Consider the following 14,660-nt stretch of genomic DNA (forward strand, 5'->3'; position numbering starts at 1 on the left):
CGTTTTATTATTCATTATGACACACCTCCTTATATAGTATCTATACTATTCCTCATAACACAATAAGTTCTGCAATTGGTTGATGATGTTTTGTTTCCATTCTTGCAGGAAGTCAGCAAAAGCGGCTTCATCTTCCAAGAATAAAGATACTATCAGGTTCTTGGCAAGAAATGGATAGCTCAATAGGCTGTAGACAGTCAGAAATACAATATGTATCGGAACCTTTTTAAGTTTACCGTCTTCCATTGCTGTCAGTATACTGTCTTTCACTTGGGATAAAGCATCTCCGAACTGAAGTTCTTTTGCAGTGGCAAGCAAGTGGTTTACATCACGCTGTATTTCTCCGCAAATGAATCTGGGAAGACAGGGATTACTTGTGAAAAGCTCAATATACTCATCCAGAATCATGCTTAGTCGCTCCATAAATGGGATATCCTGTTTTACTATATCCTGTATTTTCGGCATTAAAGACATGACTATCGAGCCGAACACGGCTTTGAACATCTTATCTTTGGTTCTGAAATAATAATGTAAAGTGGGCCGGTTGATTCCTACCGTTGCAGCAATATCACTCATGCTGGTCTCCACAAATCCTTTTTCTATAAAAAGTTGTTGGGCAGTTTTTATTATTTGCTGCTCTAAATCGCTATGTTCCGTTGTAGCCATAATTTTAGTTGTTTATGTTGTCAATAAAAAGTAATAATCTGTTTGTTATGTTCACATCGCTGACGCTACTGTCAAAGTCTAAAGATAGTATATTCATTTGAGGGCACAGCGATTTTATACGTTTTTCTATTCCTTTTTCTACAATGTGATTGGCAATGCATCCGAAAGGTTGCAAGCTAATGACATGATTGACTCCTTGGGAAGCAAAGGATAGTATTTCACCGGATATCAGCCAACCCTCTCCAAACTGGGTGCCCGGGGAGATGACTTGTTTAGCTTTTTCTGCCTTTTCAAAGATTGATTCGAACGGCGTGAAGTAATTGAAATTTTTGCCGATTTCATTCACTTTATTAATCTGCTTCTGGACTTTCTTGTATAACCAGTCGATAACAAAGTCGGGAGTGAGTTTTCGCTGCAAGTGTTGGTTCTGTCTCACTTTCAGGTTGACAAATCCCTGCATGAAGAAATCACTTATCAGTGGCGGAATCACTTCGATCTTCTGGTTGATGAGCCATGAGGTGACGTCCTTTTGAGCAAAAGGGTTGAACTTCAGGAATATTTCTCCAACAATACCTACTTTGTGACAGGATCTCTGTTCACAGATTTTGTTGAAGTCTCTGGCAGCGAGATATAAGTAACTCAACAAGTCCTCCGGTTTATTTTTCTGGATGATGGGCTGTGCTGTATCCAGATAAAGATCGCGCAGACGGGCGGCCTGTCCCCGTTCTTTCTCACGAACGACGGCTGCATAATAGAATTTAGCGATACAATCACTGTATAACACAGACGCAAGTATGATTGGCAAAACCTTGAGCCAGTTTACTTTAAAACCGGATTGCTCATTTTCAATACCACTGCCGAAAGCAAGTGATACCACCGGTGTATTGGTGTATCCATTCTCAATCAATGCCTTTTTTATCAGTGAAATATAGTTGCTGGCACGACATTGTCCACCGGTTTGTGTGATGGCAACGCACGTATTGGCAGGATCATAACGTCCGCTTTTAAAGGCTTTTACTATGTCGCCGACAATCAATGTTGCCGGATAACATACCTCATTATTGGAGTATTTCAATCCCCAGTCGCAAGATGCGGTGTCGCTCAACGGTAACGTTTCCATTTCATATCCGGCCACTTTCATGATGGATGGAATGAGTGGTGAAATGAAAGGCGTAAAGAATGGAGCGAGGATTTTCTTCTTTTTGTCTTTCTTGGTGAAAGGAGCAGTTGAAACAAATGGCTCGGGATCTTTCGCTTGAGAATGTTTCAAACTGAAATTCAAGCTTTCCACCAACGAGCGGACTCGTAATTTGATGGAGCCGATATTATTAACATCGTCTATCTTGAGCAAAGTAAGATTCTTGCCGTATCGTTTCAGCAAGTTACGTACTTCATCTATAAGGAAAGCATCCGGACCGCAGCCAAAAGAAGTCATCTGCATATATTGTATGTCACCCTCTTGCATTGCCGCCCACTTGGTTGCTTTCAGAATACGGTTGGTAAATGCCCATTGAGAGAGGTAATGAGTCTTTTCCAATGAAATCTCCTGCTGGCGGACAATATCATCAGTTATCACATAAACTCCCATCGCAGCAATCATGTCCGAAACCTTGTGCTGTATCAGTGGATCGCTATGGTAAGGGCGTCCGGCGAGTAAGATAATCAGTTTGTGTTTTTCCCGTCCCTCGTTCAGAACTTCCTGATTATAGGCAGCAATTTTTTCTTCGAAAGCATATTGTTCCTGTAATGCGCGTGAGAAGGCATTTTTGCATACCTCATCCCTGATACCCAAAGATTTCAGATATTCATAGCATTGTTTATACAGCAATGCTTCATCTTTGAAGGTGATAGTCGGAGCATCTATCGGTATATTCTCTTCCTGTACACTTTTGATGACTTCCGAATAACCGGAAACGATGGGGCAATTATAGCTGTTTTGCTGTTGCTTATCCTTTTTCTCGAAAACAACGAACGGCATAAATATCCGGTTGACGTTTTGCAGTGTCAGGTTACGGATATGACTGTGCACAAGTTTGGCAGGGAAGCAGATGTTATCAGACATCACCATGCCGGCAGCAGTCTCGTATTTGCTGAATGTAGAGGGGGCCGACAACTGTACCTGAATGCCGCAAGCAGTAAATAAGGTATGCCAGAAAGGGTATTCCTCATACATATTCAGAATACGTGGAATGCCTATGGTAAATAGGGGTTGTGGAATGTCTGCGCTCCGGTCGAATAATAATTCCAGCTTTTTATCATACGTATTGATGCCTTTGTCCGCATGGCTTCCTTTATTGGAAAATACCTTTTCACATCGGTTGCCGGAGAAGTAATGGTTGTCATTGTTGAACGTATATCGCATAATGGCGCACTGGTTCTCGCACCCCGGCATTGAAGTTGCTTGGAAGTATATTGCGCCCATTGGAGCATCTCGTTCAGCTCCGTCACCCGGGCATTTTCGATTTGTTTGGCATATAGGGCACAACCAAGAGCACCCATCAATTCAGGACAGTTACTGCGGAAGGTTTGTTTCCCGGTCAGCTTTTCCAGACTTCGTACGATGGAATCATTACGCATGGTTCCTCCCTGCACGACAATATGGTCGCCAAGTATCTCCGTGTCTTTTAATTGCAGAACCTTATACAGGCAGTTTTTAACAACGGAATAAGATAATCCGGCAGCTATATCCGCTACGGACGCTCCTTCCCGAAGTACCTGTTTTACTTTGGAGTTCATGAAGACTGTGCAACGTGTACCCAGATCACATGGTGCTTGCGAAAAACAAGCTGCTTTGGCAAAGTCCTCCACACTGTAATCCAGCGATTGCGCAAATGTGCTGATAAAAGAACCGCAACCGGAGGAACAGGCTTCATTGATTTCGATTCTGTTGATTACTCCGTCGTTCACAAAGATGGCTTTCATATCCTGCCCTCCAATATCCAGGATAAAAGAAACTTCTTTGCTGATATGTTTGGCAGCAGCATAATGAGCGATGGTTTCAATGATTCCCGCATCCATGTGGAAAGCCGCTTTTATCAGATCTTCTCCGTAACCGGTAGAACATCCTCCTTTTATGCGCAGGGTAGTTCCTCGTCTCCGGCATTCTTCATATAGTTTCTGCAAGCCGTTCTCTACTGTTTTTATAGGGTTTCCGTTGTTGTCGTGATAATAGGAGTAAAGGATACGATGATTGTTGTCGAGTACTACGATTTTGGTGGTAGTAGAGCCGGAGTCTATGCCGATAGTTGCTTCCTGTAATCCGGGACGCAGACTGGCATATTGAATTTTATACTGGTCTTTTTCTTTTTTCCATGACCGATATTCTTCCTCACTGTCGAATATAGGAGAAAGATCACTCTGGAAAGGTGAGGTAACACTTAGTTTGTTTTCTATTACCTGTATCAGGTTGGAGAGATGAATACTTTCTTCATTGTTCTCTGCCAATGCTGCTCCCCAGGCAGGGATCAGATTTCCTTTTTCCGGTAATATGAAATCTGTATCTTGTGACAGATTCAGATAGTTGGCAAATGCTTTTCGAAGGGCCGGAATAAAAGTCAATGGGCCACCGCAGAGTAATACCGGAGCTACGATATTGCAACCGCGTGCAAGTGTGACAGTGGTCTGTACGGCTACTGCATGGAAAATGGAAGCTGCTATATTTTCTTTAGATATATTTTTGGCTATCAGATTCTGTATGTCCGTTTTGCAGAATACTCCGCAGCGTGAAGCGATAGAGTATACCTGATTGGAACGAAGTGCTAGTTCATTCAATTCGTCGATGGAGACTCCAAGCAGAATAGCCATCTGGTCAATGAAAGCCCCGGTTCCGCCGGCGCAATTTCCATTCATGCGCAGGTCTGTAGCCTGTCCGTCCTGAAAGAAAACAACTTTCGCATCTTCTCCTCCAATATCGATCATAGTGGCTGTGTGCGGATGCTCCCGGCACACATAGTTTGTTGCAGCTACAACCTCTTGCACAAACGGCAGAGAGCATTTCTCTGAAATTCCCATTCCAACAGAGCCCGTAATGTGGAAAGATAAAGGAATATCACCCAACTGTTCCTTTATTTGATAAAGAAATCCGAGTAAACATTCTTGTATTTTTGCCTGATGCCTTTTGTATCCGGAAAACAAGACTGTAGTTCCATCTTTATCCAATACTACCATCTTAGTGGTAGTAGAGCCTATATCTAAACCCACTTTATATACATTCATATACCAAATATCTTAAATTAGACCTCGTGTTTGACATCTGTGTCAGACGCAAATGTATGTAAAAATATGGTAGATACGGCAAATCGTAATTGAAGTTTTTGATTTAATTAACGAATTGGGAAAAAAGAAAGATGGAATGTGAGGGAGGAAAACGATCGTGTAAAAAAAGACGTAAATGAATAATTGTGTATTTATATTACTTGTTGGGTTGTAGTAGATCTTTTATGGTGAATCTTAGAAATCTTGTTTACTCTATTTTTGACAAAAGGTAACGTGGCTTTTAATAAACCCGGATTCTGTTTATAATAAACTTTTTGATAGTTTTAGTAAAACGGTATTCGAGTTTATTATAAACTATTGTAGAACAGTTCTAGGATCAGACGAGAGATTTTAAGCTGAATTATAAACAAAATGGGGCAATAATCATTCGACTATTGCCCCATATCGTATAGGAGTGGTATTGTAAAATACCAGGTTATTTATGATTTATGTATGATTATTTCTTTCTATTTTCATGTTGTTTATACTTTTTCTTTTCTCAAAGATACAACATAAAAAGTCATTTGTCAAGAGTCTGATGAGAAAAGTAGCTTATCGGTCTCAAAACAGATGAATAACTTTACTTCTAATATCTGATTTTTATTCGGCTTTATTACAGAATCGGGGATTTGGGTACAAAAATCCGTAATTGATATACAATTCCATTCGTTTTATCGCAGTAAATTTGCAATCAGAAGTTTAACAATGAAAAGATAGAAGATGATGATAAAAACAATTCTAAGTGTTTTGTCTTTATTCGTTATGTTATCATGCAGTATGACAGGGAAAAAGGATATAAAACAGCAGCCTGGTATGTGCGCCAAATTACCTATGGCGGCTGACGGTATTGTGCGGCTATCGAAAATCGAGGTTTATCCGGAGTATCTTGAAGAATATATGAAATATGCGACCGAAGTGGGTGAAGTCTCCTTGCGTACTGAACCGGGAGTGCTGACTATGTATGCCGTCAGCGAAAAAGAGAATCCTGGCAGGATAACTATTCTTGAAACTTACGCGAGTCAGGAGGCTTATAAATCTCATATTGCATCGGAGCATTTTCAAAAGTACAAGCAAGGAACGCTGCACATGGTTAAGACTCTCGTACTCTCTGACCAAATGCCGCTTAACCCCGCAAATTGCATTAATAACTTCATTCAATAAACGAAATGATTATGAATAAACTCCTTTTATTTTCAGTATTTAGTATTTTAACACTCAATGTTATGGTACAAGAAAAGATAGTACAGACGGCAGGACGCGACCAGTTAGGAACGTTTGCCCCCAAGTTTGCGGAACTTAATGACGATGTTCTCTTTGGAGAAGTTTGGAGCCGCACTGACAAACTCGGTCTGCGTGACCGCAGTTTAGTAACCATTACCTCCCTTATCAGTATGGGAATCACGGACAATTCGCTCGTTTATCATCTTCAGTCGGCGAAGAAGAACGGCATCACCCGCACGGAGATCGCAGAGATTATCACTCATATAGGTTTCTATGCAGGTTGGCCGAAAGCGTGGGCAGCGTTCAATTTGGCAAAAGGAGTATGGTCTGAAGATATTGTTGGTGAGGATGCCAAAACAGCTTTCCAGCGTGAGATGATTTTCCCTATTGGCGAACCCAATACAGCCTATGCACAGTATTTTATTGGTAACAGTTATCTTGCTCCGGTTTCGCGCGAGCAGGTGAATATCTCTAACGTTACTTTTGAACCACGTTGCCGCAATAACTGGCATATTCACCGTGCAACGAAAGGTGGCGGACAGATGCTTATCGGTGTAGCCGGTCGAGGCTGGTATCAGGAAGAAGGTAAACCGGCGGTAGAGATTCTGCCTGGTACGGTTATCCATATTCCTGCCAATGTGAAACACTGGCACGGAGCTGCTGCCGACAGTTGGTTTGCTCATCTGGCTTTCGAAGTTTCCGGTGAAAACACTTCCAATGAGTGGCTTGAGCCGGTCACAGATGACGAGTATAACAAACTCGAACAGACTAAACGATGATTTTTGCTAATCCTGCTTTATCTTTTGAAAGGAAATAATATGACTACCGAGGAATTTTAAGGAATATGTAAAGACGCGCAAAGCGCTTAATACAGAAGAAATACATCGTTTGATGGACGATATGGGCAATTATCAAAGTAATGGAAGAATGAAAACGCCTGTGGGGTTACTCCATCGTGATAATGTCTAAACTAATTAATGATAAGAAATATTTAAAATCAAAATAAAATGAAACAGATTATATTCATATTTATGAGTCTCCTTTGCTTTAGCTGCTCATCAAAAGCGCAGAATCAGACAGCGGATACTAATGTACAGTCCGATAAGAAAATCCTGGTTGCCTATTTCTCTTGTACTGGAACTACAGAAAAAGCCGCCGATGCCATTGCAAAAACGGTTGGCGGCAAACTTTATCAGATAACTCCCGCTACAGCCTATACCTCGGCAGATCTTGACTGGAACAACAAGAGTAGCCGTAGTTCAATTGAAATGACGACTGAAAATTCACGTCCAGAATTGGGGGGAGAAGCGCTTAATCTGAAAGATTACGACGTGATATTCCTTGGTTACCCGATATGGTGGAATTTATGTCCGCGTCCGGTCAATACATTCCTTGAGAAATATGATTTCTCCGGTAAAACCGTTATTCCATTTGCTACTTCCGGAGGAAGCTCAATAACTAATAGTGTAAAACAACTCAAGAAACTTTATCCAAAAATCGTATGGGGAGAAAGCCGATTGTTGAACGGAAGTGTCAAGCAGGCCGGAGACTGGGCGAAAGGAGTAATATAAAAATGGCTACTGAAAATATATTCACTAAATATGAGAAGTTAAATAGGGCGGAAGTAATAGTGAATATATTAAATGAGTAAGTATATTACGAATCATATTTAGATTATGCTTTTAGAAAAACTACTTAAAGAATTTAATTTTAGTACTAATATTTTTAATTGGGAGGAGTTTAAGTTATTCGACCAATATTTTGAACGAATATTAGTTAGTAAAGGTACATTTTTGATTAAGGAAGGAGAAACAGAGAGGTATAGTTATTTCGTTTTTGATGGAATATTACGTTGTTGGCTTTTAAATCATAACGGGGAAGAACAAACTTTCTGGTTTTGTAAAGAGGGTACATTTTCAATGTCAAACATATCTTTTACATTACAAACTAGGTCTGCATTTAATGTGCAAACAATTGTAGATAGTGTTATTTACCGAATAGACAAGAAGCAAGTAAATGAACTATATACCGCTATCCCTAAAGTAAAAACTGTATTTGAAGATTTAAATGCTATATTGTTGAATAAACTTTTGAAAAGAAATATCGACTTGATTAAATATTCTCCTGAACAGTATTATCTACAGATGATGGAAGAATATGGTATTACATTAAACTATATACCATTAAAAGATATAGCTTCTTATTTGGGTATCACACAGCAAGCACTAAGCAGAATCCGTAAACGTATTTTTTAACTTGGGTTCAGTGTTTTGAATGTATAAGTAACGAACTTTGCGGCTTTAAATTGCAATTACAAGTATGATTAGAAAAATTAAAGTTACGGATTATCCACGTTTGATGGAAATTTGGGAAAGTGCAGTATTGAGTACACATGATTTTCTTAAAGAGGAAGATTTTCTATACTATAAAGAACGACTTCCGGTATATTTTCAGTATGTTAATCTATTCGGATTTGAACAAGAGGGAATCTTAATCGGATTTATGGGAATTGCAGAAGGAAATCTTGAAATGTTATTTATTGACAATAAGTATCGAGGCGCAGGAATCGGAAAAAAATTAATAACTTATGCCATAGATAATTTGCAAGTAACTAAAGTTGATGTGAATGAGCAAAATGTTCAAGCTGTCGGTTTTTATGAATATATGGGTTTTAACATATATAAAAGGTCGAATTTGGACGGAGAAGGTAAGGAATATCCTATTTTACACATGCAGTTGTAGTCTCTGTTCAATTATAAACAGATGCTTAGTATAGGTACCTTTAATTGAAGATGAATGTTACATTTGAATAAAATGATTGGTTAAAAAATCATTGTAGAGTTTGAATGGGCACATCTATCGCCTACTTAAACTCTGTTTTAAATGAAGTGAAGAAAAAGAAAAAAGCTCTGAATTTCTTGAATTTCAGAGCTTTGCTTTAATTTACTATTTGCTTTCGCGGTGCGTACGGAAGATGAACCTTAGTTTTATTCTTCACATACTCAATATCTTAGCAATCTCTAAAATCTTTCTCCCACTAATAACCCCACGTGCGCAATTCTTTAGATTGCTTGGTGTTGCGGTGGTTGTTTGAGTTGGTGCAAAGATAGTAATATTTAGAATGTATTTCTGCTTTTAGGCAAATTAATCTTCAATAAGTTGTTCAGTTTCCTTTAACTTATTCTTGGTGATGTCTGCACACATTCTTAATATGATTTCATTATCTTTCTTAATTTGCTGTTTTTGATGTTCATCAAGGGAATTATCTTCATCTACTCTATTATTAGACTGATTAATTATACATTCAACAGCTTTATCTACCGTTGTAGATTTTATTTGAGATTTATATCCCATTGCATTAATAATAATAACATTTAAAAATTCAGCGCATTCAGGAATGCGAATGAAAACTTTTAAACATTTTACCATGTTTTGCGATTGTGTATCTTTATTTTTAGACAGAATATCTATAAACAAATCTACTATTGTAACATTTTTATTTTCCATTTTATTACTATTATATGATATTTACTTATTGAACAAACCTAACCTTTGAGCAAAATTTACAGCCTCAATCGAATTATTGGCTTTTAGCTTTTGCAATATATTTTGTCTATGAGTATTCACCGTATTGATGCTAACTTTCAAAGTGTTTGCTATCTCTTTACTTAACAAGCCTTGCTTCATCAAACGCAAAACCTCCAACTCTCTATTTGTTAAAGGTTCATCCAATGTATCAGATAAATCTATAAAAATCTGTTCTCCAGTTTTAAAGTTATATAGGTGGCTTTTAATAATTTCTGATTCATGGCTTGCGTCAACATCAATAACCGACAGCATAAGCCAAATATTGCCTGATTTATCCAACTCAATGACCTGTTCCTGCTCTATTATACGGATATATTCACCTCGTAGATTCCTCACCCGCATTTCATGAATGGCTTTATAGTTCATTTTTTCTTCATTGGAGAACGAACTCAATATCGAATAGATTTTCTTTCTTACAATTAATCCGTAGTATATATCATCTGGATGTATAACCTCTACTACTGGCTGATGCCCGTCTATAAACAATCTATGGGAATCAAGCCCATATAATTCAGGAATGTTATCAGAAACAAATACAAATTTTTTAGTGTAGCAATCAAACGCCAACACAATACTGTGCGTAACTTCCGAGAGTTTTTTCCAGTCCTTTTTCCTTTCTTCGAGAATGGAATAGTCTACCTCATCAAGTAGTATGTTTGATGTCGGGAGTAAGTTTATTATTTGCTTCTCAATTTCCTCAATTATCATATTTTAAAAATATCTGATTATTAGATATTTGCACGTTCTCTCATTATAAATGACTATTGCCTTTAGAGTCTATTGCTTCTATCTTTGCACAAAGATAATGAAATCAGTATAAGTATAAGATAAATAGATGTTTAATATTTTAATTCATGTAGTATGATAAAGAAAATTTGTTTAATGACACGTGGCGGAAAAGAGGTTGTAGGACGTAGAGTAGTTGTTACTTCTGAGTTTGAAGCTAACAGGGAAAATATTTGGTGTAAAATTCAGGATATTGATACCTTAAGAGAAATTTGCAAGCCAAAAGCCAGTTTTGTATCTTATGATAATACTTCTCCTACTTGGAAAGAAGGGAAATCTTTTTGCTTTAAAATGTTCCTACATGGATTTATTCCAGTAGGAAAACATACAATAAACGTAATCAAAATGGATAAAAGCACAGGAGAGATAGTAACAAATGAGTATAATAAAAAAGTAACTATATGGAATCATTATATCAACATGGAAGAAATTTCTCCTAATGTAACAAGATATACAGATATGGTTGATTTATATGCAGGTGGTTTAACAGCTCTTGCCGCTTGGTGGACGCTTAAATTTTATAAACATAGGCAGAAAAAATGGCAGAAGATAGCAAAAAACTTATAAAACAATTACACTTTTTCTTCTAAGAAAGATTATGCCAAAATGGGATTTAACAGAAAAGCAAATATATAAATTGCTAAAGCATCCTTGCCAAAAGGAAAAATCTGTGATAGAAGAAATAACTTCTGCATATCTTGAATTTGTTGAAGATTTATTCGATTATCTCAATAAAGAGCACGATAATAAAATACGTATCAGGCAATTAAATATGAGTTATATAGATTTTGGAACAATAAAAGCATTAGAAGAAACTTCTCCTACTGAAAATAGTAAACTGAAAATTATATATCTTGATAAACTCTTGTCTTTAATAAATATGGAACAAGAACTAATCTATCGCCAAATGGAATATCCAAAATTTTTCATCAATATAGAATCTGATTGGAAATCTCCATTCTACTTAAACAATGAGGTTATTAAAATTGTAGATATAATGGAATTGGTTTGTGGTATTTTTTACATCAAAGATGGAATAGTTCGGATTGATAACAAGGACATATTTTTAAGTGATGTTGCCCGGATTTTTGAAAAGATGTTCAACATTAATTTTGGAGATATATACAAAAAAGAAATTGCGGTTATCAAAAGGAAACCTACTAAAATAACAGAATTTTTAGATAGCTTGAAAGTCGCTATTATAAAAAAGAGCAGAGATAATGGTTATAACCATTTGTAAAAAGGAATTTTCTGTTATATTGATAATCACCGTACTACAAATTATTTATGGGGGATTAGGTGTACCATTCCCCCATTTTCTTTGCTTCCCTTTTCCGAACTTTGCTTCATCAATCGATTGGTAAGCATTAGTGTATAAACTGAAAAATGAAGCAATATGTATGTAGATAGTTACGAGTTCAAAGACTGGATGCAAAAGCTACTTGATAAACTGGAAGAAGTCGGCAAAGATGTAAAGAGTTTGCAAACCAACCCAGAAGTAATGCCGAATGACAAACTTTTGGATAATCAGGATTTATGCCTGCTGTTCAAAGTCAGTACCCGGACATTACAGAGATTAAGAAGCAAAAAACTGCTACCCTTTATGATGATTAGCGGAAAAGCCTACTACCGGGCTTCCGATGTGCGTGAGTTCATAAAGGAACGGTTCGATGTGGGCACGCTCCGAAAGTTCGAGAAAGAACACGGAGCGAATAAGTAAGAGTGAAATTCATCCCGGAGCTGTACACGTGGCAGTTTCGGGATGTTTTTCTTTTGGCAAGTCTGTATTTACTTCCCTGCTGATATTGTTCCCTCTTCCCTATAAGATGCTTCAAACTGTTTGGTAAGCGCAATAATCTGCTGGTTCGTCTTTACCAGTTCAACAGTATATCGTTCCAGTTTGTAAAGCAAGGCAAGTGCTTTCTTTTCCGCAAAATTGGAATGGAGTTCTTTCACCGTTTGGTTATACAGTATGCCTATGCTCCTGAATTGTGAAAACAATTGGGAGAGTTGGATGTAATAATCTACCTTGCTTTTATCAATTCTAAGCACCTTAAACGATTTCCCGAAAATACAGTTCTTAATGAAATGCGCCTTTACCTTGTAGCCTGATTGGTCGTAAAAGGCTAAGAACTTAGCGTTCTCCACATCGTCTAAATTAAGAGAATAGCGGTGTGTTCGTGGGTCAAGTTTAGGCTTGCGCCCACCTTTGTTAAATGGCTTCTTTTTCTGTTCCATAATGATAATTATTTACTGATTTTACGACTTCGGAGTAAAACCAACCACCTTAAAAGGTGGCAAGGTTTTGAGGCACAAAAAGCGAAGCGCGGGCCTCAAAACACAACTTGCTGTTATCATGTGATAACAAAAATCTTCCCTATAGTCAGATTGCAAAAGCAAGCGGTTTGGCTTTATCCTCTGTCTGTTTATCAGTTGCAAAATTACAGACAGTAATTCCCTCCCGAAATATAGGCGGTTGCGCCAAATTGTGACATAAACAGACAAAGTAACCCCATTTTTAAAAGCGTTTGTTTTTACCTCTTTCTTTGCTGAAAAATGATTGAGTGGTGGCAATATATAAGACAGTAAAACAAGGTCTGAATATAGTTTTAAACCATGTTTGAAAGCTATTTAAAGATAAAGGGACATAGTTATAAAACTGGCTTGCATTTTTTCAATCAGTATCGGGAATCAATCAACTTATTTATAAATCATTAAAAATTAAATGTATGGAAGAAGTAAAACAATCATTACAGGAAACAGCAAGTAAGGAACGGGAAAGTTATAAATCGGTGTTCCTTAAAAAACGGTCGGTTTGCAACCGTCAAAGCGTGTACATAAGCGGAGAGATACAAAAACGTATCGTTCAGATTGTAGGCGTGATTACAAACAAACAAGTAAGCATCGGAAATTTCATTGATAACGTACTGGAAGAACATTTAGGTGCGCACAATGATGTCCTTTCGGCTCTCTACCGGGAAGAAATACAAAAAGGAATATTCAACCAGCCAAAAGAAAAAGACGTATGAATATCGTAACTATTGAGGAACAGACTTTTAAACAAGTATGTGGGCGGTTCTCCGGTTTCATCAGTCAGGTGGAACGGATTTGTAAAGAGAATACCCACCAGCCGGAGAAATGGTTGTCAGGTCGTGAAGTGTGCGCCCTGCTCGGTATCAGCATCCGAAGTTTGCAGAACTACCGGGACAGTGGCAAATTGGGTTACTCCCAAATCGGTAATAAACTGTACTATAAATCTGCCGATATTGAAAGACTGATTGCAGAATGTACGGAAAACAAGAAAGCGAATTATAAATCAAACAATAAATAAATATTGCCCTATGAAAAAGAAAGAAGAAAATAATACAGGAGTAAACCAGTCATTCAAATTGTCTGTTATTGTCGGAATATGGGAAAGTTTAAATCTTCATCCTACGGTGATGATATACCAAAGCAAGAGAAAGTATTTCCTTTCGATGCTCCATTTATCGGATAACGGACAGGCAAAACCAGCCGTTTACGAGATACAGAAAGAAGATAGCCGTTACTTCATCGTTTCAGCCTTTAAACGGCTTTATATAAGCTATGATGCGGTCAAAGATAGTATTTCCTTATCTTACTATGGCGAGTATCTGCGTAACTGACAAGGTGTGTGCCTGTCATCATTTAAACCAATTATAAACCAATAAAACGATATAACAATATGGAACTGATAAACGGCAACAGTGAGATAATTAAGGATTTCTTTCAGTCTATGGAAAGAATGTTAGAGGGTATCGGTAAACTGGTAAAAGAAAGCAAACCACACCTGAACGGCGAAAAGTTTCTAAGTAACCAGGAAGCATCCAAATATTTGAAAGTAAGCATCCGGACGCTGCAAGAATGGAGAGATACGGGCGTTATCCCTTATATTCAGATAAAAGGCAAAATAATCTACCGTGAAAGCGATATAGAACGGCTTTTGCAGACCTATTACAACAAGGAACGACAGGAATGACCTACCGTCCTAAAAAAATACATTTTTTCCGAAACTGACTAAGAACATTAACTCTACCAGTGTAGTAATCCGTCTGTGCAAGCCTTTGGAAGAAAATACTACCCGGAGCGTAGCGCAGGCGTGGAGATTTTCTTTCAAACCCGTAGGG

The 14,660-nt window shown here is 37.8% G+C and carries 15 protein-coding genes and 3 pseudogenes; 13 read left to right on the forward strand and 5 right to left on the reverse strand.

Annotation, left to right across the window (positions count from 1 at the left end; all coding sequences use genetic code 11):
• Window positions 1-45: 45 nt before the first annotated feature.
• Together BSCG_RS04465 and BSCG_RS04460 are read right to left on the reverse strand one after the other, a co-directional pair.
• The gene (locus BSCG_RS04465) at window positions 46-666 is read right to left on the reverse strand and encodes a TetR/AcrR family transcriptional regulator (RefSeq protein ID WP_004304037.1); all 621 of its coding nucleotides are present in this window, start codon (window positions 664-666) and stop codon (window positions 46-48) included.
• Between the two features lie 4 nt (window positions 667-670).
• Window positions 671-4,881: pseudogene (locus BSCG_RS04460) on the reverse strand (acyl-CoA dehydratase activase).
• A gap of 831 nt (window positions 4,882-5,712) precedes the next feature.
• On the opposite strand from BSCG_RS04460, the pseudogene BSCG_RS04455 reads away from it, so the two are divergent.
• The 6 genes and pseudogenes from BSCG_RS04455 to BSCG_RS04435 form a co-directional block, all read left to right on the forward strand.
• Window positions 5,713-6,081: pseudogene (locus BSCG_RS04455) on the forward strand (putative quinol monooxygenase); the annotation flags it as partial.
• 11 nt (window positions 6,082-6,092) lie between these two features.
• Window positions 6,093-6,920: a carboxymuconolactone decarboxylase family protein gene (locus BSCG_RS04450; protein WP_008777156.1), complete on the forward strand. Its 828-nt coding sequence runs from the start codon at window positions 6,093-6,095 to the stop codon at window positions 6,918-6,920.
• Between the two features lie 55 nt (window positions 6,921-6,975).
• Window positions 6,976-7,050, forward strand: a pseudogene (locus BSCG_RS30655) (sugar O-acetyltransferase); the annotation flags it as partial.
• Window positions 7,051-7,148: 98 nt separating this feature from the next.
• Window positions 7,149-7,712, forward strand: coding sequence for a flavodoxin (locus tag BSCG_RS04445; protein ID WP_004311507.1), 564 nt, complete (start codon window positions 7,149-7,151; stop codon window positions 7,710-7,712).
• Window positions 7,713-7,817: 105 nt separating this feature from the next.
• Window positions 7,818-8,396: a Crp/Fnr family transcriptional regulator gene (locus BSCG_RS04440; protein WP_004311506.1), complete on the forward strand. Its 579-nt coding sequence runs from the start codon at window positions 7,818-7,820 to the stop codon at window positions 8,394-8,396.
• A 64-nt stretch (window positions 8,397-8,460) separates the two neighbouring features.
• Window positions 8,461-8,883 (forward strand): GNAT family N-acetyltransferase, encoded by a 423-nt coding sequence (locus BSCG_RS04435; protein ID WP_004311505.1) that lies wholly within the window; start codon window positions 8,461-8,463, stop codon window positions 8,881-8,883.
• Between the two features lie 402 nt (window positions 8,884-9,285).
• Here BSCG_RS04435 and BSCG_RS04430 read toward each other — a convergent pair whose 3' ends face one another.
• Together BSCG_RS04430 and BSCG_RS04425 are read right to left on the reverse strand one after the other, a co-directional pair.
• A complete protein-coding gene (locus BSCG_RS04430) occupies window positions 9,286-9,648 on the reverse strand; it encodes a hypothetical protein (RefSeq protein ID WP_008777158.1) in 363 nt (120 codons plus the stop codon).
• A gap of 21 nt (window positions 9,649-9,669) precedes the next feature.
• Complete coding sequence (locus tag BSCG_RS04425) at window positions 9,670-10,437, reverse strand: LuxR C-terminal-related transcriptional regulator (protein ID WP_008777159.1); 768 nt, start codon at window positions 10,435-10,437, stop codon at window positions 9,670-9,672.
• A 153-nt stretch (window positions 10,438-10,590) separates the two neighbouring features.
• Between BSCG_RS04425 and BSCG_RS04420 the strand changes: the two genes are divergently transcribed.
• The 3 genes from BSCG_RS04420 (at window position 10,591) to BSCG_RS04415 (ending at window position 12,235) form a co-directional block, all read left to right on the forward strand.
• Entirely contained in the window at window positions 10,591-11,082 is a 492-nt protein-coding gene (locus BSCG_RS04420) for a hypothetical protein (RefSeq protein ID WP_032849767.1), read from the forward strand.
• Window positions 11,083-11,113: 31 nt separating this feature from the next.
• On the forward strand, window positions 11,114-11,755 hold the full coding sequence (locus tag BSCG_RS0127955; protein ID WP_032849768.1) for an RteC domain-containing protein: 642 nt from the start codon (window positions 11,114-11,116) through the stop codon (window positions 11,753-11,755).
• Window positions 11,756-11,911: 156 nt separating this feature from the next.
• Complete coding sequence (locus BSCG_RS04415; protein WP_008777162.1) at window positions 11,912-12,235, forward strand: helix-turn-helix domain-containing protein; 324 nt, start codon at window positions 11,912-11,914, stop codon at window positions 12,233-12,235.
• 68 nt (window positions 12,236-12,303) lie between these two features.
• Here the strand turns inward: BSCG_RS04415 and mobA are convergent, their stop codons facing one another.
• The gene (gene mobA / locus BSCG_RS04410; protein ID WP_008777163.1) at window positions 12,304-12,753 is read right to left on the reverse strand and encodes a conjugal transfer protein MobA; all 450 of its coding nucleotides are present in this window, start codon (window positions 12,751-12,753) and stop codon (window positions 12,304-12,306) included.
• 491 nt (window positions 12,754-13,244) lie between these two features.
• On the opposite strand from mobA, the gene BSCG_RS04405 reads away from it, so the two are divergent.
• Genes BSCG_RS04405 through BSCG_RS04390 form a run of 4 tightly spaced genes read left to right on the forward strand, consistent with a single transcriptional unit; the run spans window position 13,245 to window position 14,512 of the window.
• The gene (locus tag BSCG_RS04405) at window positions 13,245-13,544 is read left to right on the forward strand and encodes a DUF3408 domain-containing protein (RefSeq protein WP_008777164.1); all 300 of its coding nucleotides are present in this window, start codon (window positions 13,245-13,247) and stop codon (window positions 13,542-13,544) included.
• Entirely contained in the window at window positions 13,541-13,846 is a 306-nt protein-coding gene (locus BSCG_RS04400) for a helix-turn-helix domain-containing protein (RefSeq protein ID WP_008777165.1), read from the forward strand. The genes BSCG_RS04405 and BSCG_RS04400 overlap by 4 nt, the downstream gene beginning before the upstream one ends.
• A 10-nt stretch (window positions 13,847-13,856) precedes the next feature.
• Window positions 13,857-14,159 (forward strand): DUF3876 domain-containing protein, encoded by a 303-nt coding sequence (locus tag BSCG_RS04395; RefSeq protein ID WP_008777166.1) that lies wholly within the window; start codon window positions 13,857-13,859, stop codon window positions 14,157-14,159.
• Between the two features lie 59 nt (window positions 14,160-14,218).
• Window positions 14,219-14,512, forward strand: a complete 294-nt coding sequence (locus BSCG_RS04390; RefSeq protein WP_008777167.1) for a helix-turn-helix domain-containing protein — start codon at window positions 14,219-14,221, stop codon at window positions 14,510-14,512.
• Window positions 14,513-14,660: the final 148 nt, after the last annotated feature.

This window comes from Bacteroides sp. 2_2_4 (assembly GCF_000157055.1).
GTDB lineage: Bacteria > Bacteroidota > Bacteroidia > Bacteroidales > Bacteroidaceae > Bacteroides > Bacteroides ovatus.